Source organism: Nitrospirota bacterium, assembly GCA_013388455.1.
In the GTDB taxonomy this organism is placed as follows: Bacteria; Nitrospirota; Thermodesulfovibrionia; order Thermodesulfovibrionales; family SM23-35; genus JACAFF01.
In genome coordinates this window covers 1-23,652 of the sequence record JACAFF010000002.1, presented here as the reverse complement: position 1 = coordinate 23,652, position 23,652 = coordinate 1, and the positions used below count along the sequence as shown (strand labels likewise).

The 23,652-nt window shown below is 38.0% G+C and carries 20 protein-coding genes; 15 read left to right on the top strand and 5 right to left on the bottom strand.

What is annotated here, in order from left to right:
* The 6 genes from HXY53_00515 to HXY53_00490 all read left to right on the top strand — a co-directional run bounded on the left by HXY53_00515 (window position 1) and on the right by HXY53_00490 (window position 6,309).
* Window positions 1–699 (top strand): energy transducer TonB, encoded by a 699-nt coding sequence (locus tag HXY53_00515; GenBank protein ID NWF75051.1) that lies wholly within the window; start codon window positions 1–3, stop codon window positions 697–699.
* A gap of 16 nt (window positions 700–715) precedes the next feature.
* Window positions 716–1,375 (top strand): MotA/TolQ/ExbB proton channel family protein, encoded by a 660-nt coding sequence (locus tag HXY53_00510; GenBank protein NWF75050.1) that lies wholly within the window; start codon window positions 716–718, stop codon window positions 1,373–1,375.
* Window positions 1,350–1,757 carry a biopolymer transporter ExbD gene (locus tag HXY53_00505; GenBank protein NWF75049.1) on the top strand — a complete coding sequence of 136 codons (408 nt, stop codon included), beginning with the start codon at window positions 1,350–1,352 and terminating at the stop codon, window positions 1,755–1,757. The genes HXY53_00510 and HXY53_00505 overlap by 26 nt, the downstream gene beginning before the upstream one ends.
* Window positions 1,758–1,775: 18 nt before the next feature.
* Complete coding sequence (locus tag HXY53_00500; GenBank protein NWF75048.1) at window positions 1,776–2,198, top strand: biopolymer transporter ExbD; 423 nt, start codon at window positions 1,776–1,778, stop codon at window positions 2,196–2,198.
* 25 nt (window positions 2,199–2,223) lie between these two features.
* Window positions 2,224–4,977: a TonB-dependent receptor gene (locus tag HXY53_00495; GenBank protein ID NWF75047.1), complete on the top strand. Its 2,754-nt coding sequence runs from the start codon at window positions 2,224–2,226 to the stop codon at window positions 4,975–4,977.
* Between the two features lie 96 nt (window positions 4,978–5,073).
* Window positions 5,074–6,309 carry a family 1 glycosylhydrolase gene (locus HXY53_00490; protein NWF75046.1) on the top strand — a complete coding sequence of 412 codons (1,236 nt, stop codon included), beginning with the start codon at window positions 5,074–5,076 and terminating at the stop codon, window positions 6,307–6,309.
* A gap of 4 nt (window positions 6,310–6,313) precedes the next feature.
* Here the strand turns inward: HXY53_00490 and HXY53_00485 are convergent, their stop codons facing one another.
* Window positions 6,314–7,381: a PilT/PilU family type 4a pilus ATPase gene (locus HXY53_00485; protein ID NWF75045.1), complete on the bottom strand. Its 1,068-nt coding sequence runs from the start codon at window positions 7,379–7,381 to the stop codon at window positions 6,314–6,316.
* Window positions 7,382–7,425: 44 nt separating this feature from the next.
* A complete protein-coding gene (locus tag HXY53_00480; GenBank protein ID NWF75044.1) occupies window positions 7,426–9,234 on the bottom strand; it encodes a DUF4388 domain-containing protein in 1,809 nt (602 codons plus the stop codon).
* A gap of 261 nt (window positions 9,235–9,495) precedes the next feature.
* On the opposite strand from HXY53_00480, the gene HXY53_00475 reads away from it, so the two are divergent.
* Both HXY53_00475 and HXY53_00470 read left to right on the top strand, forming a co-directional pair.
* Window positions 9,496–9,657, top strand: a complete 162-nt coding sequence (locus HXY53_00475; GenBank protein NWF75043.1) for a hypothetical protein — start codon at window positions 9,496–9,498, stop codon at window positions 9,655–9,657.
* A gap of 117 nt (window positions 9,658–9,774) precedes the next feature.
* Window positions 9,775–10,155, top strand: a complete 381-nt coding sequence (locus HXY53_00470; GenBank protein ID NWF75042.1) for a 3D domain-containing protein — start codon at window positions 9,775–9,777, stop codon at window positions 10,153–10,155.
* A gap of 11 nt (window positions 10,156–10,166) precedes the next feature.
* Here HXY53_00470 and HXY53_00465 read toward each other — a convergent pair whose 3' ends face one another.
* Window positions 10,167–10,625, bottom strand: a complete 459-nt coding sequence (locus tag HXY53_00465; GenBank protein NWF75041.1) for a flavin reductase family protein — start codon at window positions 10,623–10,625, stop codon at window positions 10,167–10,169.
* A 279-nt stretch (window positions 10,626–10,904) separates the two neighbouring features.
* Here HXY53_00465 and HXY53_00460 point away from each other — a divergent pair, with 279 nt between their 5' ends.
* Entirely contained in the window at window positions 10,905–12,386 is a 1,482-nt protein-coding gene (locus HXY53_00460) for a DUF4070 domain-containing protein (GenBank protein NWF75040.1), read from the top strand.
* Between the two features lie 14 nt (window positions 12,387–12,400).
* On the opposite strand, the gene HXY53_00455 is transcribed toward HXY53_00460, so the two are convergent.
* Window positions 12,401–13,123, bottom strand: coding sequence for a TIGR00730 family Rossman fold protein (locus HXY53_00455; protein ID NWF75039.1), 723 nt, complete (start codon window positions 13,121–13,123; stop codon window positions 12,401–12,403).
* A gap of 3 nt (window positions 13,124–13,126) precedes the next feature.
* On the bottom strand, window positions 13,127–15,643 hold the full coding sequence (locus HXY53_00450) for a glycogen/starch/alpha-glucan phosphorylase (protein ID NWF75038.1): 2,517 nt from the start codon (window positions 15,641–15,643) through the stop codon (window positions 13,127–13,129).
* 132 nt (window positions 15,644–15,775) lie between these two features.
* On the opposite strand from HXY53_00450, the gene HXY53_00445 reads away from it, so the two are divergent.
* The 6 genes from HXY53_00445 to HXY53_00420 all read left to right on the top strand — a co-directional run.
* The gene (locus tag HXY53_00445; GenBank protein ID NWF75037.1) at window positions 15,776–16,465 is read left to right on the top strand and encodes a PHP domain-containing protein; all 690 of its coding nucleotides are present in this window, start codon (window positions 15,776–15,778) and stop codon (window positions 16,463–16,465) included.
* A 95-nt stretch (window positions 16,466–16,560) separates the two neighbouring features.
* Complete coding sequence (locus HXY53_00440) at window positions 16,561–17,778, top strand: glycosyltransferase (protein NWF75036.1); 1,218 nt, start codon at window positions 16,561–16,563, stop codon at window positions 17,776–17,778.
* 423 nt (window positions 17,779–18,201) lie between these two features.
* A complete protein-coding gene (locus HXY53_00435) occupies window positions 18,202–19,428 on the top strand; it encodes an alkaline phosphatase (protein ID NWF75035.1) in 1,227 nt (408 codons plus the stop codon).
* Window positions 19,429–19,619: 191 nt separating this feature from the next.
* The gene (locus tag HXY53_00430) at window positions 19,620–19,817 is read left to right on the top strand and encodes a hypothetical protein (GenBank protein NWF75034.1); all 198 of its coding nucleotides are present in this window, start codon (window positions 19,620–19,622) and stop codon (window positions 19,815–19,817) included.
* 493 nt (window positions 19,818–20,310) lie between these two features.
* A complete protein-coding gene (locus tag HXY53_00425; protein NWF75033.1) occupies window positions 20,311–21,123 on the top strand; it encodes a phosphate ABC transporter substrate-binding protein in 813 nt (270 codons plus the stop codon).
* Between the two features lie 436 nt (window positions 21,124–21,559).
* The coding region (locus HXY53_00420) for a DEAD/DEAH box helicase family protein (GenBank protein NWF75032.1) at window positions 21,560–23,652 on the top strand (2,093 nt) is incomplete at its 3' end.

The following is a 23,652-nucleotide window of genomic DNA, read 5'->3' as shown; positions in this document are numbered from 1 at the left end:
ATGTTTGACGAAATATACAGAGAAGGTGAGGGGTTTTCTCTCAAAAGATGGATCACAAGTCTTATATTGGCAGCCATTTTCTATTTAATACTTTTTTTTGTCTTTTCAACGGTTAAATCTACGACTGTTCAGAAGAAAGAGTTGAAAAAAGTTGATGTGGCCTTTGTGGAAGAAGTGGAAAAGAAACCACCTCCTCCGAAACCTGCTGCACCTGCCATTCCAAAGGACGTGAAGGTTGTTCAGGTGGACGAACCTGTAGTTCAAAAAGAACTCGCACCTCCACCTGACATCCCTGATACAGCGCCAAAGGAGGCTGATCCGAGCAAAGATAAGGGGGTAGCGGTTTATGGTGCATACAATTCAAAGAATGTTGCTCCGCCTGGTGGTTCTGAACAGCCTGAGATTAAACCTGTGCAATTACCGGAGAATGCTGTCCCACCCCAGCCACTGGCAGATAATGCTACTCCAGAATATCCCTCTGAAGCCAAGAAACAAGGCCTAACTGGTGTAGTAATGCTAAAAGTAATAATAGATACAAACGGAAATGTAATAAAAGTTGAGGTGTTAAGGGGTGAAGAGCCTTTTAAGAGTGCGGCGGTAAAAGCAGTAAAAAAATGGAAATATACGCCGGCCTATTACAACAATAAACCAATAACGGTTTATCGGATCATAAAGATTCCTTTTAAATTAGTAACATAACATAGGAGGTATAAAGATGGAATTCAACTGGATACAAATGTGGAGTTCAATGAGCCCTTTAGCAAAGGGAGTTGCAGTAGTGCTTATCATCATGGGGCTTATGTCCCTGTCTGTTTTCATCGAAAGAAGCATCGTGATATACCGACACAGGAAAAGCTCGAAAGTATTCCTTAACGAGGTAGCCCCCTTGCTTGCAAATCCTCATTTTTCAGATGCTCTTGCAATAACAGACAAATACTCGACGAGTTATGCAGCAAAAGTTATGATCAAGGGAATTAAAGACTACCAGGTGGATAAAGACCCTAAGAAAGTCAGCAACAAACTCGAACGGTATTATGAGAGCTTATCACATGAGATGCGGCGTGGACTCACAGTTCTATCAACAGTAGCATCAACTGCGCCTTTTGTGGGACTACTGGGGACAGTCATCGGTATAGTCTCTGCATTCAGGGGTATTGCGCAGGCCGGCTCCGGCGGATTAGCTGCTGTGTCTGCTGGGATAGCAGAAGCTCTTGTTGAAACAGCCCTTGGGCTGTTTGTCGCAATCCCTGCTGTCATAATGTTTTATTATCTTTCTGTAAAGATAGATAAAGAAGAGATAACAGTCAGATCTATCGGGGGTGAACTTGTAGAAAAAATGGAGGAAGATATTGAAATCCGCAAGCCCGCACATTAATGTTACACCACTGGTAGATGTTGTTCTTGTCCTGCTTATCATATTTATGGTTGTTATCCCGAGGATGATAGACCAGATACCGATAGATTTGCCAGGTGTCTTCAATCCTGACCCAAAGTATGAGCAAAAGCACGAACCTGTGACTATTACGATTGCGGCTGATAAACAATTATATATAGGAGAACAATCTTATTCGGGAGTCGAAGCAATTGAAAATGAACTAGCGCTTATACGCCAGGAAACACCGGACAGACAGGTTCTTGTAAAGGCAGACACGTCGCTTCAATTTAAACATGTCCGACCTGTGCTTGATATCCTCCAGAAACTCGGCTTTAGGGGCACAGGTTTTGTAGTAGGAGCCAAGAACAAAGAAGAAGGATAAGGAAGAAGGTAAGAAAGAATGGGTTTCCGGGTAGATTCAGAAAAAAAGAGAGCGAGACCTGAGATTAACGTTACTCCACTTATTGATGTTGTGCTTGTTTTACTAATCATTTTTATGGTTGTTACACCTCTAATGAGAAGGGAGTTCTGGACACACCTGCCAAAACAGGACAAGAAAGAGGTTGTCCAGAAAACAGCAAATAATGATTCACTTGTGTTACGGATTATGCCAGGGGACAAGTTGTTAGTCAATAAAGCAGAGATATCAGTTAATGATCTTTCAGGAAAGCTCAAGAGGATGTTTGCTGCAAAAGATGACCACGTATTGTTTGTTGATATAGACAACGAAGCCAATTACGGTTTTGCTGTTCAAGCGATGGATAAGGCAAGGGAAGGTGGTGCCGTCACCATCGCTTTATTAGCAAAACCGATAAACGAATGATAGAACCGCATGGAGGGAAGATTTCGTGAAGAAACTACTATGGATAGTTGTATGTTTTTTGCTTGTACCGTCATTTATTTTTGCTCAGGACACAGGGATAGTCAGCGGAATAATCATAGACAGAAATACTGGGGAACCACTCATTGAAGCAGGTTTAGAGGTCATACAGACAGGTAAGCAGGTATTTACTGATTTAGACGGTAAATTTCGTATCGAGTTGCCTCGGGGAGATTATGAAATTCGTGTCTTTTACCCTCAATTTCAGGGACAGAGGATAAAGAATGTTATAGTGAATCCTGGAAAGATTACAAAGTTAGACATATCCCTTGAACCCAAAAAAGAGATGGAGATAGAGGTAGTAGAAGTTGTCACAGAAGCTGATAAAGCTACAGAAGCAGCCCAGCTTATGATCAGAAAACAGGCCCCAGCAGTAACAGACAGAATAAGCGCAGAAACAATCAGTAAACAGCCAGACCCTCATGTGGCTTCTGTTGTCGAAAGAGCCCCCGGTATTTCAGTCGTAGATGATAAATATGTTTACGTAAGAGGTCTTGGTGAACGCTATACAGCTACATCCCTTAATAACGCAGCATTACCATCTACCGAACCCGAGAAAAAAATTGTTCCTCTTGATTTATTTTCTTCTGAGCTTATTGAATCCGTGAATATTATAAAGTCGTACACACCTGATCTGCCAGGTGAATTTTCCGGTGGATTAGTCCAGATCAATACAAAAGACCATCCTGATGATTTTGAAGTAAAATTTTCTCTATCTGCTGGATACAACACAGAGACAACCGGGAAAGACTTCCAAACCTATGAGGGTGGTAGGTGGGACTGGCTCGCCTTCGACGACGGGACACGTAAGCTGCCTGACAGTATACCGGATGACAGGGTGAGACCTGGCGGCATGTTCGGGACAGGCTATTCTCCAGAAAAATTAGAAGAGTTTGGGGAAGACTTCAATAATATCTGGAGTACGGAAACTACAGAAGCCACACCTTCTTTAGGGATGAATTTTTCTCTCGGGGATAAGATCGGTAATCTTGGCTACATTATAAGTTTAAACTATGACAAAGATGCCCAGACAAAGCAGGAAGAACGCATTTATTATAAAGTGGGTGCTGATAATCAACTTGAACCAATTTATGACTACGATTTTTCAGTCTGGGAACAGATATTTACCTGGAGTGGAATATTCAATTTTGGCTATGAGCTAAACAGTAATCATAAATTGAGTTTAAAGAATTTATATACAAGAAAAGCTACAGATGAAGTGAGATACTACGAAGGATATAATGACAACCTGAAAAAGGACATATGGAACAGAAGACTTTACTGGAAAGAAGAAGGTATTTATAACGGACAGATTTCAGGGGACCATCGGTTTGAGAAATTGAAAAGCCTCATTCACTGGAGATTGGGGTACTCTCATGCATCACTCGAAGAACCCGATACAAGAGAAGTGCTTTATGAATATGAGCCCACAATTGCCTCCTATATAATTGCAAATGTTACACAAAGTGGTTCAAGGTTTTTTTCAGATCTTGAAGAGGATGGATGGGATGGTGGATTTGACTGGGAAATCGATCTGAAGGATTTAATCCGGAATCCTCTGAAAATAAAATTCGGGCCAGCAGTATCTTACCGTGACAGGTCATTCGACCACCGTAGGTTCCATTATGTACAGAAAAATATTACTGGAATAGATCTGGGTCAGGATCCTGAAACACTGTTCAGCCCTGAAAATATTGAGCCGGTTAATGGTTTTGAACTTCAGGAAGAAACACGGCCTACTGACCATTATGATGCAAATCACATAATCGCAGGTGGTTATCTAATGGCTGACACTACATTCATAAAGAACTTGAGATTTGTGGGAGGAGTAAGGGTTGAATATTCAGACCAGGAGATGGAAAGTTTCGATCCTTTTAATCCTTCAGGAGAAAATGTCTTAACCAATCTTGAAGACACTGATTATTTCCCCTCAGCAAATTTTATTTACAGCTTGAAGAAGGACATGAATTTACGCCTCGGTTTCTCACAGACTGTTAACCGTCCTGAATTCAGGGAAATTGCGCCCTTTGAATTTACGGATGTCCATGGTGCATATGCAACCGTCGGGAACCCTGAGTTAAAACGTGCATTAATAAGGAACTACGACTTGCGATGGGAATGGTTCCTAAGTTCAGATGAACTGCTTGCTGTCAGCCTATTTTATAAAGACTTTGATGACCCGATCGAAAAAGTAGTGCAACCCACAATTCAGATAAGGAGTACCTTCCAGAATGCTGAGGCAGCGAGGAACTACGGCTTTGAATTTGAGTTAAGAAAAAAACTGGGGTTTATTCACTCCTGGCTTGAACCATTCAACTTTTTTGCCAACTACTCTTATGTACATTCACAAATAGAATTAAGCAGTGAAGGAACTGAGATTATGACATCAAAGGACAGGCCTCTACAGGGGCAATCTGATCACATTGCAAATCTGATATTGGAACACAATCATAAATCATGGAATCTTACAACCCGTCTGCTTTACAACTATGTAGGTGAAAGAATCAGTGATGTTGGGGCATTCGGACTACCAGACGTTATAGAAGATTCTACCCACTGGCTTGACTTGTTAGCCATAAAGAGTTTTGGTAAGTGGGGAATAAAAATGACTGTTAAGAATCTCCTTGATCAGGACATTAAATATACACAGGGAGATAAGATTTATCACCGGTATAAAGAGGGAATAACTGTATCTTTTAGCGTATTTGTTAGTAATATCTGAGGAATCATGGATTGAAGATTGAAGAAGAGCTCTGCAACCCCCCTTTGCCCCCCTCATAAGGGGGGCATTTTTTTAGTGGGTGTGTTTAAATAAAAAATGACTGATAAGAGCTTTCTCTGGGGTGTTGCTACATCAGCCTTTCAGCTTGAAGGGTCTATAAATGCAGACTGGGCATCATGGGATTCAATACTCAGTGCAAAACCTTGTGTAACAGACCACTACAACCTCTATAAAAAAGATTTACTATTACTCAAAGAACTCGGGGTCAATGCGTACAGGTTCTCACTCGAATGGAGTAGAATCCAGCCGCGAGAAAATGTATGGGATTGCGAAACGATTGCACATTATCAGGATATCATAGACATTCTAAATAAAAATAATATCGAACCTGTTATCACCCTACATCATTTCACACATCCTTTATGGTTTATAAAAAAATATCCGTGGCATAAAGACAAATCAGTAGAAAAATTTACTGGATATGTCAAAAAACTTCTATCAGCAATAAAAGGTGCCAGATACTGGATAACTTTCAATGAGCCTTATGTGCTTTTGCTGGGAGGATATCTCGAAGGGTGTATGCCTCCGGGGCTGAAAGACCCGTCCATGGCACTCAAAGCGCTCAAGAATATCCTCATATGTCACAGCCTGTCGTATGATATAATTCATGCAAAAGTGCCAGGGGCAGAGGTGAGTATTGCGCATAACATGGCAGCCCTTGCACCGTGGAGATTCTGGAACCCTTTCGACAGGCTACTATCGAAGATTTCGAAATATTTTTATAACCATTCTCTGATTGATGCTTTTCTGACAAATAAATTAAGGGTGAAATTCCCTTTGAAAAATGAGGTCGAAATAGAGGTCCCATTACAGGATAAACTCGATTTTTTTGGTGTGAATTATTATACAAGGGTTCATGTAAGGTTCAATCCATTTCAAAGAATGGGGATTGAGCTACGGCACAGGGATATAGACGGTTACGGTTTGACAGATATGGGATGGGAAATCCATCCACGCGGGCTTGAAAAGGTTCTGAGATATGCATCGAGACTCAAGGTTCCTCTAATAATTACCGAAAATGGGATTGCAACTCACCAGGACGAGAAGAAGATTAAATTCATGAAGTCCCATATCGATATTCTTCAACGGTGCATCAGGAATGGCATGGATATCAGGGGATATTTCTACTGGTCGCTTATCGACAACTATGAATGGCTCCATGGACTCGACTCAAGATTCGGCCTTTACAGGGTCGATTTCGAAACCCTCGAAAGGAAACCGACCAAAGCAGCGCTATATTACTCATACCTTATCAAAAGCAGGCGATTTTAATTAGCTAATAATATATGAACTTTCGTTCCAGATCAGTCGAGCGGGAAATCCGCTTTGCTTCATCAATCGTTATAATATCCTGTTTGCAAAGTTGAATCAAATGCTGGTCAAAAGTCTGCATGCCATATTCATCGTGCCCTTTCTCAATATATTGTTCGATTTCATCCAGATGCCCGTCACGAATACACGCCTTAATAGATGAGGTTGAGAACATTACCTCTAAAGCAGGTATGATGTATTCACCGCTCTTATCTACGATAAGTCGCAGAGAAACAGTTGCAACAAGTATCTCTGCGAGTCTGTGTCTTATGATTTCCTGAGCCTGTGGTGGAAAATAGCTCACAATCCTGTTAATAGTTGAAGCAGCATTATGTGTATGCAGGGTTGATAAAACCAGATGTCCTGTTTCAGCAGCCTTGATACATGCATCTATTGTTTCCAGATCACGCATTTCTCCTACCATGATTACATCAGGATCCATTCGCATGGCAGCTTTCAATGCACCACTGAAACTTTCGGTATCAATACCAACCTCTCTTTGAATGATACAGCTTTTTTCAGAAGAAAATAGGAACTCTATAGGGTCCTCAATTGTTATTACATTATAATTGAAATTCTCATTTATGAAGCGAATCATCGATGCTAAGGTCGTAGATTTACCATTTCCAGTTGGTCCGGTTACAAGAATCAGGCCGTTAGGAGCCTGAACAATTTTTCCAAGTACTGGTGGAAGATTTAATTCCTCAAAAGTGCCAATATGGTGAGGTATCACACGCATCACAATTCCAATATTGCCACGCTGACGAAAGATACTTGCACGAAAACGGCCTACATTTAATAATGTATAAGAAGTGTCAAATTCTTTAAAGTCTTCTGGTAGTTTTCGATTGCTCTGTTCCATGATGGTTTCAGCGATAAACTCTGTATCTTTTTTTGTCAGACTTTTCAATTTTGAGTGAATCAAGTGCCCACGGACTCTGAATAGAGGGGGATTATCCACTTCAAAGTGAATGTCAGAAACCCTCTTTTCAAAGGCAATTTCAAGTATCTGTTTAAATTTTGCAATGTCCATAATCGGTTCCTTTTTGAGTAGTTTTTAAATTTAAGTAAATCCTCTTATTTAGAAGCGGTCTTTTTAAAATGTTTTCTGAATATAATATTTTCAAGAACTAAACCAGCATGGTTTGCAAGTATTTCAAGAATATCAATCTGCACCGGGTGAACATCGCTAATACCAAAATCCCCATATGTTAGTATCATGGTTTTTCTGAGGCTCTTTACAGGCAACAGGAGTATGGTAGTTTTCAGTGGTGCCCCAATTTTTTTAAAAAGATAGTCTTCTAAAATTTCGTCATTAATCTCACCATAAAAAATCTGTCCATTTTCAACTACATTACGGAAAATAGAAGATTCTGTTAATGGTATTCTGAGATTACTTACTGAAATTGTAGCCTCTTTTTTATCATTATTAATTCCACAAGCTTTTTCACCTATCAGCTCTCCTTGACGGACTACGAATGTTATAGATCTTTCGAATATTTCAGAGACAGACTGAAGAATAGCAAGAGATAGCTCAGGTGGTTCATTTATTTTCTGAAAAATCGTAATTTGCTCTTTGATTTTGCTGAGAGCAATATCAGTTGATAAAGAGTATTTTTTTTCTTCGAATAAACTATTTATATAAGATCTAAAGGTTTCCAGAAATTTTATTGTATCTTCGATGAAAGTTTCTTTTTGAAACTCTTTTAAAGGCCTGGGAAAAACAATTTTCACATTATCATTAAAGGACTGAATTATGAAATTGTAATCAAAGAGAGATATAAGTTGAATAGTGATAATTTGTGGATATCTCTCTTTTATATGATTTCGTATGCTGAGTATATTTTCTTTGAAAAGTGACGATGCTAATTTCACAGGGTAATCTAAGACCAGGATTAGTTGTATTTTCTTTGATATACACTGGTTGATAATATTATCAAGTTCTCTTTTTTCTTCTGTTGCAAATACAAGGTAACCATCATTTTTACAGATAGTCATCAAAGAATGTTTTATAAGCTTATCACTGCTGAAAAATACAAGCGCCTTAACCTCGCCTTTTATTTGTGAAGAAGCTCTGAGGATACCGCTACTCTTTGTGAATCTATTTAAAAAAGATACAAGAGTTCCCTGATCTACATCAGAAAAATTTTCTAAATTTTCTCTTATATTTTGACGATGAATTTCTACAGGATCAAAAATTTCTTTTACAGAAAAAGGCCTTGGCAATTTCTTTTTAAGACGATCAATTTCTGATAGTCCAAGATCTTCTGGAGTAATAACTTTATCATTCTGTTTATCTTCAATCTTATCTTTTGATGGGATGACATCTTTGAAAAAATCTTCAAATGGCTGGACATTCTTTCCTGCTATGCGGTCTCGTTCACGTTCGTCAAAAATTCGGAGTGCATCCATCAAAACCATCTGAGCATCGAGGGTAACTTCCTGTTCCATATCAGCAGGGCTATATTTACATTCAGGAGATACGGCAATTACTTCAGTATCAAAGGTAAAGACTCCTTCCTTCCATCCCATCAATTCAACAATCGTCATTTCTATCAGCTTCTTCAAGCCTTTGGATGCTTCTTCATGACTCAATTTGCCCATTTCTATTAGAGTAGCAATCAAGGGTTTTCGATTAATTCCTACTTTTTTCTGAGCTTCGAGTGCTTGTTCAAGATCCTTTGGTGAGATAGCATTCATTTTTACCAGAACTGTTCCAATCCGAATATTGAGATGATTTGCACCTACAATATAACCATTATAGAAAATAATTCGACTCTCACCGCGACTTCCTTTTACAGAAAAAGTGCCGGACTTTCTCGTTGTATGAATTAACTGAATAATATCAACTATATGTAGATGTTCTAAGTCACCTGTAAAAGCCATAATGCATATATTAATAATAACCCAAATTCAGTGATAAGCTGTAAAATTTCTTGCCATGTTTGTCATTGCAAACGCCTGAAAGGTGCGTGGCAATCTTTTCTCGAACGACAAGATTTCTCACTTTACTCGGAATGACAACTTTTTATCACTGTATTCGGGAATAAGTTATGTTTAAAATATAAAAAAGAATACCACAAAGAAATACGAACGTAAAGATGATAAAATTCTCAGAGATATCTAACGAGTTGGGGATAAGAGATTATGAAATATCTCATCATTTTTTTTATTATCATAATAATTATAGGATTGCTTGCCAATCGTGAACTATCGCTTAACAGAAAACGGATCAGACAAATGATGAGGGAATATTCCTACAGAACTTATTCTCCTAAAGATGAAGATGAAAACAGGGATGAGAAATAGTCATGAAGAAATTCTGAAAGTTAAGATTCTTGGTTCTCTTGACAAATACTCAAGCCTATTTATTAAAATATATAATTAAATAATCAATCCCTCATTATAAATCAAGGAAAATAGAAGGTGAAGATTAACAGAAAAATTGGATTATTTTTTGTCTGCAAATTCCTTGTCATAGGAATGCTGTTCTTTATTTTTACCTTTGTTTTAGAAAACAATAATGATTTACAGAAAAAAATCGGTATTTTCACCGCATATACTGCAACTGTTTCTCAAACGGACAGTTCACCAACGATTACTGCAAGTAATAAAAAAATTAGTGAAGGGATGGTTGCAAATAATTGCCTTCCATTCGGAACAAAAATAAAGGTTAATGATAAAATCTTTGAGATTCAGGACAGAATGAACGTGAGACATGGATGCGATAGATTCGACATATATATGCATAATTATTCAGATGCCATTGATTTTGGAATAAAGAAATTGAAATATGAACTAATTTAAATAAAAACCCCCTAAAAATAATCATTCCAATGAAATATCAGTGGCTTGGTATTTTCTTTAAGGAGTTTTGCTTCCACTACCTCACCGATAAAAAGAGTATGGTCCCCCGCAGAGAAGATATCTTTTACCCTGCATTCAAAGTAAGCAAGAGCATCAGTAAGGACAGGTGAACCGTTTTGAGCATCGAAATAAAAGACCCCCTGAAATTTATCTACCTTCCTCCCAGTTTTGAAACCGAATGATGCTGCGTAGTTCTGCATACTTTCGTCAAGAGCATTAATCGCAAAGTAACCAGATTCTTTTATGAGATTATGAGTATATCTTGCAGGCGCGATTGAAACCATTAGCAACAATGGTTGGAAAGAAACCTGAGAAACCCAGGCAGCAGTCATACCATTTATTTTCTCTTTTGTCCTGACTGTAACAATATAAACTCCATGAGATATACCTTTTGATACTATATCCTGCATTTTCCCTCCTAAAATAAATATTTAAACCCTATTTATATTATCTTTTATATTTCGAAACAATAGTTTCTGCTTTAAATATATAAAAAAACTGATAGATGGTCAATGCTCATATGACATCTGATATATCTGGAGATTATTTTACAAGTAAAATCTATATGAAAATAATAATACTTGTTTATTTCAATTAAATAAGGTATACTTTTATGAACTGCTAAAGTTAAGATATGGAAATTTTATTTATTCCAGAAAGTAATTTCAAAAATATATAGGAACTGCTAAGTGAAGATACTTCTTGTTTATCCTTATTTTCCCGACAGCTTCTGGAGTTTCAGACATGCATTAAAATTTATTCTTAAAAAGGCAAGCAGTCCGCCATTGGGTCTTCTGACTGTTGCAGCAATGCTTCCAGAAGAATATGAGAAAAAGCTAATTGATATGAATGTCAGCAATCTGGATGATAAAGATCTAATGTGGGCAGATCTTGTTTTTATAAGCGCTATGGCTATTCAGCGAGAATCAGTAGAAAAAATCATTACGAGATGCAAATCCATTGGAGTTAAGATTGTAGCTGGTGGGCCACTCTTCACGACTGGATATGAAGAGTTTAAAGAGATCGATTATCTTGTATTAGGTGAGGCAGAAATAACTTTACCTCTGTTCCTTGAGGATTTAAAGAATGGTTGCCCCAAACACATCTATACATCTGATCAGTGGGCAGATATAAGAAAGACGCCTATTCCTCTCTGGAGCCTTATAAATATAAATCGCTATGCAACAATAAACATCCAGTATTCCCGAGGTTGTCCCTTTAACTGCGAATTCTGCGACATTACACTGCTCTGTGGGCGTATCCCGCGGACAAAAGATAAAGATCAGATTATCAGGGAACTTGAGAGCATTTACTCATGCGGCTTCAGAGGCGGAGTCTTTTTTGTGGACGACAATTTTATAGGGAATAAAAGAAAGCTCAAAGATGAGATATTGCCTGCAATTGCTGAATGGATGAAGGACAGAAGGTATCCATTTTCCTTTGTAACACAGGCATCAATAGAGCTCTCAGATAATGAAGAATTAATGAATTTAATGGTCCAGGCAGGATTTGATACTGTTTTTGTTGGTATCGAGACCCCCAATGAGCAAAGTCTGACAGAATGCAGCAAATTTCAGAACAAGAACCGCGACCTTCTTGAAAGTGTTAAAAATATTCACAAGGCAGGGCTTCAGGTTCAGGCAGGGTTTATTGTCGGGTTTGATAACGACCCCCTTACCATTTTTGACACACAGATAAAGTTCATCCAGAATAGCGGGATTGTCACTGCAATGGTGGGTCTGTTAAACGCACTCCCCCGCACCCGACTTTACCAAAGGCTTGAGAAAGAAAAAAGGCTTCTTAAAGACACTTCGGGTGACAATACAGATTTTTCGATCAACTTTATTCCCAAAATGAACTACGATATTCTAATTGACGGATACAAAAAAATCCTCAGGACGATATATTCTCCAAGACATTATTATAAAAGGGTAAAAAATTTTTTAAAAGAGTATATGCCTCCCAAGAAAAGGATGCTAAATTTAAAACTCAACTATTTTTATGCCTTACTTAAATCAATGTTCATTCTTGGTATCATAGGGAAAGAGCGGTTTCAGTATTGGAAGCTTTTTTTCTGGACCATGTTCAAACGTCCGAGACTTTTCCCGATGGCAATAACTTTTTCGATTTATGGGTTCCATTTCAGAAAGGTCTTCGAGAAACATTTTTAGTTTCACTTTATTGATTAAAAGTGACCCCTTGATAGACCACTGATAATGCGGATGGCTTCCTCAACCGTATTTGCTCCATGAATCAGATCTAAATCTTCAATACTGATTGTGCCTTCTGCCAGCATTGTGTCGTGCATGAAGTTACGAAGATGACCCCAGAACTCTCTGACCATCCCTACAACCGGAAAGCGTTCAAGTTTTCCAGTCTGTGCAAGTGTTATGACTTCAAATGCCTCATCAAGTGTACCAAAACCACCTGGCATAACAACAAACGCTGATGAATACTTTACTAACATTACCTTACGAACAAAAAAGTGCTCAAATTCGATGAATTTGTCAAGGTATGGATTCGGTTTTTGCTCAAAAGGAAGTTTTATATTACAACCGAGACTCAGTCCTCCGCCCTCTTTTGCACCACGGTTTGCTGCCTCCATGATACCCGGTCCACCTCCTGTCATGACAGCATAGCCAGCTTGCGCGAGTGCCCGCCCAAGTTCACGTGCAAGTTCATAATATCGGTGTCTTTCCTGAAAGCGAGCTGAACCAAAGACTGTAACACATGGGCTTTCAAAATCAAAACTCTCAAAACCATGAAGAAATTCAAGAAAAAATCTGACAGCACTTTCAAGATCTTCACCTCGTTTCCGACGGCCTGAAAGGAAGAGTTTTTCTGCTCCCACAACCTGACTCAGGAGTGATGAGGATTGTACCATCTCAGACAAACGTTTGGTATTCATAAATTAACTCCTTTTTGTATCAATATCTATATCTATTTTAAATGGTTCGGCATGCCATATTTTTTCGTTGTACTCATGTATTGCCCTATCTGATGAAAACTTTCCCATCCGTGCAACTGTAAGGAGTGACATCTTCGCCCACTTATTCTGATCTTTGAAAGCCATACTTACAAGATTCTGGCTTTCGATATATGATTGATAATCTGCAAGAACCATATATTCATCTCGACAGAGGAGTGAGTCGATTAATGGTTTAAACAGGTTTACATCTTTTCTAAAAAAGAATCCTGAAGTGATTAGATCAATCACTTCTTTGAGTTCATGATTTGCATTATAGTAATTCATAGGATTATAACCCTGAGATTTCATGGACACAACTTCTTCAGGAGTCAGACCGAATAGGAAAAAATTATCTGCTCCTACCTCTTCACGAATTTCAATGTTCGAACCGTTTAAAGTCCCTATTGTAAGTGCACCATTCATGGAAAATTTCATGCTCCCTGTTCCTGATGCTTCTCTTCCTGCTAAAGATATCTGTTCGGATAGGTCAGCAGCAATATAAATATTGTGACTATTTTTTATATTGAAGTTGGGAAAGAAAACGACTTTCAGGCGTTCAGATACATCAGGATCATTGTTTACAACTTCAGCAACAGAATTGATTAATTTTATAATAAGATTTGCGATGAAATAACCAGGTGAAGCTTTCCCCCCGAATATGAATGTGCGGGGTGTAATGTCTACCTGGGGATTTTTCTTGATCTTATTATACAACGATATTATATGAAGAACGTTAAGGTGCTGTCTTTTGTATTCTTGAAAGCGCGTCATATGAACATCAAATAGCGAATCTGGATTAATTTGGACGTCTGTTCGTTCATAAATCATTTTTGCAAGATGATGCTTATTGTCTTTTTTCACCTGTATCCATTTTTTCACAAAGTCAAGATCGTCAACAAATGTTTCGAGCTTTCTGAGTTCGATAAATTGATTAATCCACCGATCTCCGATTACATTTGTTATAAGTTTAGTAAGTCTTGGATTACTGAGAACAATCCATCGCCTTGGTGTCACTCCATTGGTTATACTGAGAAATCTTTCAGGGTAAAGTTCGTAAAGGTCAGGGAATATCGTCTTTTTCAGAAGCTCTGACTGAGTTTCTGAAACACCATTGATGGCATGGCTACCAAGAGTTGCAAGATGTGCCATTTTGACATATTTTTGATCACTCTCGTCAATTATTGAAAGGCGAGAGATTTTATCATTGTTATCAGGACACCTTAGCCATATTTCATCAAGAAAGCGTCTATTTATCTCGTATATTATTTCAAGGTGTCTGGGCAGGATACTCGCAAACATAGGAAGATTCCACTTTTCGAGTGCTTCAGGTAATGTTGCATGGTTTGTGTATGAAAAGGTATTCTGTGTTATGTACCATGCTTTTTCCCAGCTTACCAGATGTTCATCAACAAGGAGTCTCATTAACTCTGCCACGGCTATTGCAGAATTGGTATCAATAAGTTGAACTGCAAAAGAGTTAGAAAAACTATGAATATTTTTCCAGCGCAGCAGATGAAGACGAATCATATCCTGGAGACCACAGGAGACAAGAAAATATTGTTGTGCAAGACGTAAATGTTTTCCAGCATAAGGTTCATCATCAGGATAAAGTATTTTACCTATTGATTCTGATGCAATTTTTTCGTTAACTGCGCTGAAATAATCACCGGCATTAAAGGTTTCGTAATCAAAGGATTCAATGGACTCAGACTTCCAGAGTCGCAGTGTGTTTATGTTGGAAACTCTGTATCCTGAAATAGGTGTATCATATGCAATACCTTTAATAGAGAATTTTGGAATCCAGCGAACGCGGTAACAATCTTGCTCGTCATAATACGATTCTGTACGTCCACCAATCTTAATTGTATAAGCTATCTCAGGGCGTGGAATTTCCCATGGGTTGCCTGCAACAAGCCACTTATCAGTCAACTCTGTTTGCCAGCCGTCTGAAAAATCCTGATTAAAAGTTCCAAATTCATAACGAATTCCATAACCTATTGAAGGAATCTGAAGGGTTGTGAGCGAATCCAGATAGCATGCTGCAAGCCTGCCAATTCCACTATTACCAAGCCCTGGTTCTCCCTCTTGTTCAATAAGTTCGAATAGGTGCATTCCTAATTCTTCTATTGCATGGGAGACCTCATTATAGATGTTGAGATTAATGAGGTTATTTGCAAGTTGTGGGCCGATAAGAAATTCAGAAGAAAGATATGCTACAACCGTAAGATCTTCTGTATAACTCTGTTGAGTTTTAATCCACCGCTGTATTAACCTGTCACGGACTGTATATGCAAGCGCCATGTACCAGTCCTTTCTTGTTGCGGTCTGAGGGGTCTTTGCAAGCTGGAAAAATAAATTATCAAGCACTGATTGTCTAATTGCTTCAGCATTCATACCTGTACGGCTATCCTCAGGCTTTTGATGGAATGACCAGGGGACTGCTCCTTTATTGTCCTGCATAATTTGCCTCCAGTTGCATCGTCAACATTTACATTATACCTTTTTTTGTCACCATTTCTTCTTTAATGCTTGTAACACAAACTTAATTTTGCCTTAATCTGTGTGTAATAAAAATATCTTATTATCTTATTAATGTTATTGTGTGATTTTCACATCCACACAAAATACTCTGATGGTTCAGTAGAATTAACCAGGACGGTCGATCTCTTTGGGCAGGCCGGCTTCGATGTCATTGCGATAACAGACCACGTTGTGAACGGAGACAGTTCATTTGGGAAAATCGCCCGCAGGTTTAATCTGTCTATAAGGGAGGATAATTTCTCTATATACATGTCCCGCTTAGCAGAAGAGGCCAAAAGGGCTTGGGACAAATATCAGATGCTTGTCATCCCTGGGATAGAGATAAGCAAGAATTATATCTCTTCTGACAAATCTGCACATATCCTGATACTTGATATAAAGGATTTTATCTCTGCATGCTGGAGTTATGAAAAGATATTCCTCGAAGCAAAAGCCCAGGATGCTTTAATCATCGCCTGCCACCCTCACCATACATCTGAAATTACAAGAAACACCTTATTTTTATGGAACAACAGGGATAAATATTCTAAATACATCGACGCATGGGAGATTGCTAACAGGGATGATGTCTTTAATGTCATAAGTCTTAGTAAATACCCTTACATTGCAAACAGCGATTTCCACAGGGTACGTCACCTTTATTCATGGAAGACCCTGCTGAATTGCGAAAAAAATGTTCAGTCAGTAAAACAGTGTATCAGGCATAACAAGGGCGTAGCTATAACATTATTCAGGAATTAAGGGATGTCGATTATGTATATAAAAGATAATCAGCCCATCCATTTTAGAGATGGTGGATTTATCGAGTATAAAATCCTCACAGTAAGGGAGAAATTATGGAAAAATTTTTTATTGTAATATTCTTAGTAATAACTCTTCTGGGACTAATAGCATATGGTCTTCAAATCCTTGCCACCCGATTGACTCTAAGGGAAAGAGCAGATAAAAGTAAAGATAAAGACACTCCTTTACATTTGCCTGCTATTTCTATTTTGAAGCCTCTCAAGGGGCTTGATGATAAACTATTCGATAACCTTGAGAGTCTATGTCTCCAGGATTACCCCGAATATGAGATAATTTTTTCTCTTCAGGACCACAACGATCCTGCATATAAAATAGCGAGAAAAATAAAAGATAAATATCCGGATAAAAATATAAGGATTATTGTTGAACAATGTAATGCGGGACTTAATCCGAAAATAAATAACCTTCTCCCTTCATATAGAAGTGCGAAATATGAATATATACTCATAAGTGATAGTAACGTTATGGTTGGGGGCAATTATCTGAAAGAAATTGCAATGCATATGCAGGATCCAGAAGTAGGACTTGTAAGTAACTTGATACAGGGTGTCGGGGGACGCACAGCAGGAGCTGTCTTTGAGAATCTTCATCTCAATTCCTTCATAATAGGCAGTGTATGTTTCCTTGATAAATTTCTAAAGATGCCATGCGTTGTGGGGAAGTCAATGCTTATGAGAAAAAGAGACCTTGAGTCCATCGGCGGCTTCGAGGGCGTAAAGGATGTTCTTGCAGAGGATTATATTATTGGCAAGAAGATTCATAAAATGGGAAGGAAAGTTATTCTCTCAAAACATGTTATAAAGAATGTGAATGAATACTGGGGGATACGCAAATTTCTGAACAGACATACAAGATGGGGAAAACTCAGGTGGAAAATCGGTGGAATAAAATATTTTTCAGAACTGATAGGGAATCCGGTTTTCATTTCATGCATTCCACTATTGTTATGGGAGCCGACTAAGGTGACTTTATCTTTGGCATTTTCTGCATCTTTTTTGAAAATTGCAGGAGATTATTATACAGGTAAAATATTAAAGACAGATATGAAATCGATATTTTATTTTTTATCTCCCATAAAAGACCTTATTATCGGACTTGTTTGGTTTATCCCGATTATTTCTAACACTGTCGTCTGGAGGGGAAACAGATATATTATTGGCAAAGATTCGCTATTGTCACCCTGTCCTGAAAGAGGCGTCTGGTCATGGAAATACAGAATTATTGATGCGATAAAAATGAGATTTGCATAATGCAAATTGAAAAATAATTAAAAAAGTAATGTAGAGCAATCTTCGAATCAAAAAAAATCTTCCTCAAAATTAACTAAAATTTTAATGTCACTTTAATAATCATGTAACACGAAATAATTAAAATCTGATTTGCACGATACATTCTTCCTATTTCGTTATCTAATGTCTATAGTTTTGAAAGGAGGTGATTAAATGAAGTTAGACGCATATAGCAAAAATAGCAGAGGGAATTTGTATCGGCTGCATTTTTCATCGATTTTGAGTGTACCGTAAGAGGACCATCTCAAACCGTAAAATGCATTCCCTCTGCTTTAAAACATAATATTACATTCAGTTTCAAAATTCAACCTCGATTTATAAAAGATGCAGAGGGTACAAAAATCGCTTTTGAACAGATTTGAAAAAATAACAGGAGGTCAAAAAATGAAAAAACATTTTCAAACTATGGTGTGCGTGATATCGATCGTAATACTTTTAGCTCTTGCATTACCAGGAATTTCCTGTGCAGGAACAGAAGTTATAAAAAGCAGCAACTATGCTAAAAATATCATTTTCATGGTGCCGGATGGTATGGGACTCTATAATGTGACAGCGGCTCGCATATTCAAAAACGGGCCAGATGGTAATCCCCTCTATCTTGAAACTTTACCTCAGATTGGATATCAGAGAACTCATTCCAGAAACAGCACAGTGACCGATTCCGCCGCCGCGGCTGCTGCATGGGCATGTGGAGAAAAATTCAATAATAATGAAATCTCCTGTCATGACAATGACGGTGACAAGGTCTGTGATACTAATGGTTCACCAGCAACTATCCTTGAACTGGCAAAGCAGTCAGGAAAAGCTACAGGTTTGGTTGCTACCTCAACTATTTCTCATGCAACACCTGCAGTCTGGGCTGCGCATGTGCACTACAGGAATTGTGAAACAGAGATCGCCCGTCAGTATATTGAGGTCACAGGGGTTGATGTTATACTCGGCGGTGGCATAGGATCAAATCAGGCTGGCAAAAATTGTGAACAGTATTTAGGGCAGGATAAAAATGCTGTTATTTCATCCGCAATAAGCAGGGGGTATGAATATGTTATCAACAAATCAGAGATGGAAGCTGCGGTGGCAGCAAGGAAGAACAAAATACTCGGTCTTTTTACTGCCAGCGGAAAGACTCCTGAAACCTACAGGATCGACCCTATAGTCTATAGCTGGAATGAAGAGGAACCTACGCTTCCTGAAATGACAGCGGCTGCACTCGATATTCTTGAAGAAGACAAGGATGGTTTTTTCCTAATGGTCGAAGGCTCCCAGATAGACTGGGCAAACCACGATAACGATATTACCTATCAGATCGGGGAAACCCTCGCATTTGATGAATCCGTGGGTGTGGTCTTAGACTGGATTAATGCAGAACCTTCCCGCAAGAACCATACGCTGGTAATTATTGTTGCTGACCATGACTGCGGTGGATTTGCGGTTAATGGGCCATATGGCAGCTTGTCAAATGCAGGTGATATCGTAGAAGCAGGATGGACAAGCGGAGACCATACAGCCGGTGATACAATAATCTGGAGTCAGGGGCCGGGAAGCCACTATTTAGGCAAGGCCCTTGACAACACAGACCTGTTTTCTATAATGAAGAAAGTTTTGAGGTAATATAAACATTACTGAATACACGCATGTTTTTAGAGGAGGTTCCTTTGGCGCCTCCTCTTTTAAATTCATACTTGTCAATATTTTGACAGCTGATAAGCAAGACAGCTGTTACATCAATTATTTATTCACAATAAATGAAAATGTCAAGTTATTTTCATATGCCTGTAACATATTTCTGATAGGCTATTATCATGAGAAACGATTTTGACATAATTCTTGAAAAAACTCGAAAGGTTGGTGATAACATGTGTCCTTATAGCAGTTTCAATATCTGTACAGCTTCTATTTCATCAATGTTTATTGATAATCAGATAAAGTCTGATTGTTGCGAAACCGAAAATTATGATTCCTGTCCGCTATTCCTCTCAAAGGTTCTGAGGAAGAGCTAATAAACTTTTAATGGTCTAAAGATTTAGATGCATATGAAATGCCCCTATCTCATAAAGTGGCTTACATTTGCCTGCAAGGCAAGGGAACAGATATATTTTCCGAGTGCGTTCCAACTAAAGGAGTATTGCAAGAGAAAAGACCATAAAAGGTGCCCTTTTTATACAGAGGATTTAAAAGACGAAATAGATATCCTGATTTCAACTACCCGAACTTAATTTTAACATTGATTTCATATCCATGTAACAAAAACATATTATTTTAAAAGAGTGACTATTTTTTTCTTGACGTTTGTTGTAGCGGTTACAGCAATTTATTTTCTCATAAAAAGGACCCCGAGCCTTTTCTTGTTTGATCTGTTAGGTAAATTTTTTGGCGACAAGCATGATGAACGTAAAAATTAAGGAGGTGAGATGTATAATAAAATTTTAACAAAAATTTAACACAATTGTAACAATTCAGGTGTAATGTAGAAAATTAATCAAGGAGGAGCTTATGAAAAAGTTTTTAATGCTGTTAATTTCAGTCTTGTTTATTTTTTCTGTTGCCGGATATTCTTATGCAGAAGACATCAAGATAGACGGTTCAACAACTGTTCTACCAATTGCTCAGAAGGCAGCCGAAGTTTTTATGAAAAAGAATCAAAATATTAAAGTTTATGTTTCAGGGAGCGGCTCTGGTACAGGAATTAAAGCTTTAATAGATGGAACTACCCACATAGCTACAAGTTCCCGCGAAGCAAAAGATAAAGAAATTAATTCGGCAAAAGCCAAAAACATTATTTTGAATGGTCACAAAATAGCTCTTGATGGTATTGTTCCGATAGTACACCCGTCAATGAATATAAAAGAGCTAACATTAGAACAGTTAAGAGATATTTACAATGGCAAAATACAAAGTTGGAAGGAACTTGGCGGTCCAAATAGACCTATCTCTGTAGTGTCAAGAGATACAAGTTCAGGAACTTATGAAGTCTGGGAAGAAAAAGTATTAAAAGGCGACAAAGTAAGAGCAGATGCTTTATTGGTTGCTTCAAATGGACAGGCTGTGCAGACAGTTGCAAAGAACAAATACGCTATAGGATATATTGGGATTGGATATCTTGACAAAACCGTTAAGGCTGTTATGGTAAATGGCAAGACAGCAACTCCGCAAAGTATTCGTGATGGTTCATGGCCTATAGCAAGGCCGCTATTTATGTACACAAATGGAAAGCCTGAAGGAGTTATCGCTAAATTTATTGATTTTATGCTTTCAAAAGAAGGTCAGAAAGTTGTAAATGAAGTTAAATACGTAAGCATAAAATAAAGCCATTTAGTTTCATTTTATAGTTCTTAAAGGGTCATCAGTAAACAGTTACTGATGACCCTTTATGTTTTTAATTGTTTACTATTGTTTACTTTCAAAAAAGTAGGAGTAATTCGTGAATTACCCCTACTTCTATATATATTTATTCTTTGCTATTTTTATATTTTGATAAAACATGGACAGATAACAAAGTTTGAAATTATATATATTTGGTATCTTTATGATATGATTTTAATAAGAATTTGCCGCATACCTAAACTAACTGACACTTTTTGGGAGATAATTATGCGGTTTCAACCAATGGGAATAATTTTTAAACCGAAACGCTTAGGTGCTTCATCCCCTGTGATAATTTCCTTTTTTAGAAAATTCGCCCATTTGCTATTTAGTTATATAAAATGAATCGGTATAAATAGAAAATATAAAAACATTTGCTATGAAACCAGAGGAAGAGGCAAGGCAGAAGATAGATAAACTCCTGAATTTAGCAGGCTGGAGGGTACAGGATTTAAAAGACATAAATCTTAGCGCTTCCTTTGGTGTAGCAGTCTGCGAATTTCCCCTTGAATCTGGATTTGCTGATTATCTACTTTTTGTTGATAAAAAAGCTATTGGGGTAATTGAAGCAAAACCCGAGGGTACGACATTAAGTGGGGTTGCGGAACAGTCTGAATTATATATTGCAAGCATACCCAAAAATCTACCCATTGTTCAAGAACCGCTTCCATTTGCCTACGAAAGTACAGGCACTGAAACATTTTTCAGAGATATTAGAGACCCTTTTCCTCGTTCAAGAAGAGTCTTTGCATTTCATAATCCGGAGACACTTGCAGAGTGGCTGTCGCAAAAAGAAACTCTACGACAAAGACTCAGAAACTTGCCTCGTCTCATTACAGAAGGGTTCAGAGGGTGTCAGATTGAAGCAATTAAGAATCTTGAGAGAGCCTTTGCTGAAGATAGACCCCGGGCTTTGATTCAAATGGCTTCAGGGAGTGGGAAAACATATACTGCAGTGAATTTCGTCTATCGCCTTATTAAATTTGCCAATGCCAAAAGGATTCTTTTTCTGGTTGATAGAAGTAATCTTGGCAGACAAACGAGAAAAGAATTTCAGCAGTTTATTACCCCGGACGACAGAAGGAAATTTACAGAGCTTTATAACATTCAGCATCTCACCTCCAATGTGATTGACCCTGTAAGTCGGGTTTGCATTACCACAATTCAGAGACTCTACTCCATGTTAAAAGGCGAAGCAGAATTTGATGAGAGTCTGGAAGAGCAGTCGGTTTTTGAAATATATCCAGAGGAAGAGCAACCCAGAGAAATTACATATAATCCAAAAATTCCGATTGAAACGTTTGATTTTATCATTACTGATGAATGCCACCGTTCTATTTACAATTTATGGAGACAGGTACTGGAATATTTTGATGCCTATATCATTGGACTGACTGCTACTCCCTCAAAGCAAACACTTGGCTTTTTCAACCAAAATCTTGTTTCTGAATATAACTATGAAAAAGCTGTGGCTGATGGAGTGAATGTGCCCTATGAAGTGTACAGAATCAAAACTGAAATTACAGAAAAAGGGAGCAAGGTAGAAGCAGGGTATTACATAGATAAACGAGATAAACTTACCAGAAAGGTGAGATGGGAACAGCTTGATGATGATATTGAATATTCACCAAATCAACTGGATAGAGATATTGTCGCACCAGACCAGATAAGAACAGTAATAAGGACATTTAAGGAAAAACTTTTTACCGAAATCTTTCCCGGCAGAAAAGAAGTCCCCAAAACTTTAATCTTTGCCAAAGACGACTCACACGCAGAAGACATTGTGCACATTGTAAGGGAAGAATTCGGCAGAGGAAATGATTTTTGCAAAAAGATAACCTATAAAATTACTGGAGAAAAACCAGAGAATTTGATTACAGAATTTCGAAATTCATACAATCCACGGATTGCAGTCACAGTAGATATGATTTCAACTGGTACAGACATAAAACCAATCGAGTGCCTGATATTTATGCGCGATGTAAAATCAAGGGTTTATTTTGAGCAAATGAAAGGTAGAGGAACTCGAATTCTTTCACAGACTGAACTTAACGCAGTGACCCCTGATGCATACAAAAAAACACATTTTGTTATTGTAGATGCAGTTGGGGTGTGTGAAAATGATAAAACTGATTCTCGTCCTCTTGAAAGAAAACCAAGCGTTCCTTTTGATAAACTGCTTTTCTCAATTGCTCTTGGCAATAGAGATACTGATTCAATAACATCGCTGGCTGGTAGACTTGCAAAGCTTGCTCGAGAGATTGAGAAAGAAGACAGACAGGAAATAGAAGATGCTGCCAAACAACCTTTGAACACCATTATAAGCAATCTATTAGATGCTACTGATCCTGACAAAGCAATTGAAAAAGCAAAAGAAATTTTTAAGATAGAAAAACCTACGGAAGAGCAAATCAATGCTGCTGAAAAGAAATTAATAGACGAGGCTTGCGAACCTTTTGATAAACCAGAATT

Excerpts from the sequence above, each read along its gene's own strand:
- HXY53_00500 (NWF75048.1), top strand. The coding sequence starts at position 1,776 with ATGGGTTTCCGGGTAGATTCAGAAAAAAAGAGAGCGAGACCTGAGATT.
- HXY53_00440 (NWF75036.1), top strand. The coding sequence starts at position 16,561 with ATGGAAAAATTTTTTATTGTAATATTCTTAGTAATAACTCTTCTGGGA.
- HXY53_00455 (NWF75039.1), bottom strand. The coding sequence starts at position 13,123 with ATGAATACCAAACGTTTGTCTGAGATGGTACAATCCTCATCACTCCTG.
- HXY53_00450 (NWF75038.1), bottom strand. The coding sequence starts at position 15,643 with ATGCAGGACAATAAAGGAGCAGTCCCCTGGTCATTCCATCAAAAGCCT.
- HXY53_00515 (NWF75051.1), top strand. The coding sequence starts at position 1 with ATGTTTGACGAAATATACAGAGAAGGTGAGGGGTTTTCTCTCAAAAGA.
- HXY53_00490 (NWF75046.1), top strand. The coding sequence starts at position 5,074 with ATGACTGATAAGAGCTTTCTCTGGGGTGTTGCTACATCAGCCTTTCAG.
- HXY53_00445 (NWF75037.1), top strand. The coding sequence starts at position 15,776 with ATGTTATTGTGTGATTTTCACATCCACACAAAATACTCTGATGGTTCA.
- HXY53_00485 (NWF75045.1), bottom strand. The coding sequence starts at position 7,381 with ATGGACATTGCAAAATTTAAACAGATACTTGAAATTGCCTTTGAAAAG.
- HXY53_00425 (NWF75033.1), top strand. The coding sequence starts at position 20,311 with ATGAAAAAGTTTTTAATGCTGTTAATTTCAGTCTTGTTTATTTTTTCT.
- HXY53_00430 (NWF75034.1), top strand. The coding sequence starts at position 19,620 with ATGAGAAACGATTTTGACATAATTCTTGAAAAAACTCGAAAGGTTGGT.
- HXY53_00435 (NWF75035.1), top strand. The coding sequence starts at position 18,202 with ATGAAAAAACATTTTCAAACTATGGTGTGCGTGATATCGATCGTAATA.
- HXY53_00510 (NWF75050.1), top strand. The coding sequence starts at position 716 with ATGGAATTCAACTGGATACAAATGTGGAGTTCAATGAGCCCTTTAGCA.
- HXY53_00480 (NWF75044.1), bottom strand. The coding sequence starts at position 9,234 with ATGGCTTTTACAGGTGACTTAGAACATCTACATATAGTTGATATTATT.
- HXY53_00465 (NWF75041.1), bottom strand. The coding sequence starts at position 10,625 with ATGCAGGATATAGTATCAAAAGGTATATCTCATGGAGTTTATATTGTT.
- HXY53_00475 (NWF75043.1), top strand. The coding sequence starts at position 9,496 with ATGAAATATCTCATCATTTTTTTTATTATCATAATAATTATAGGATTG.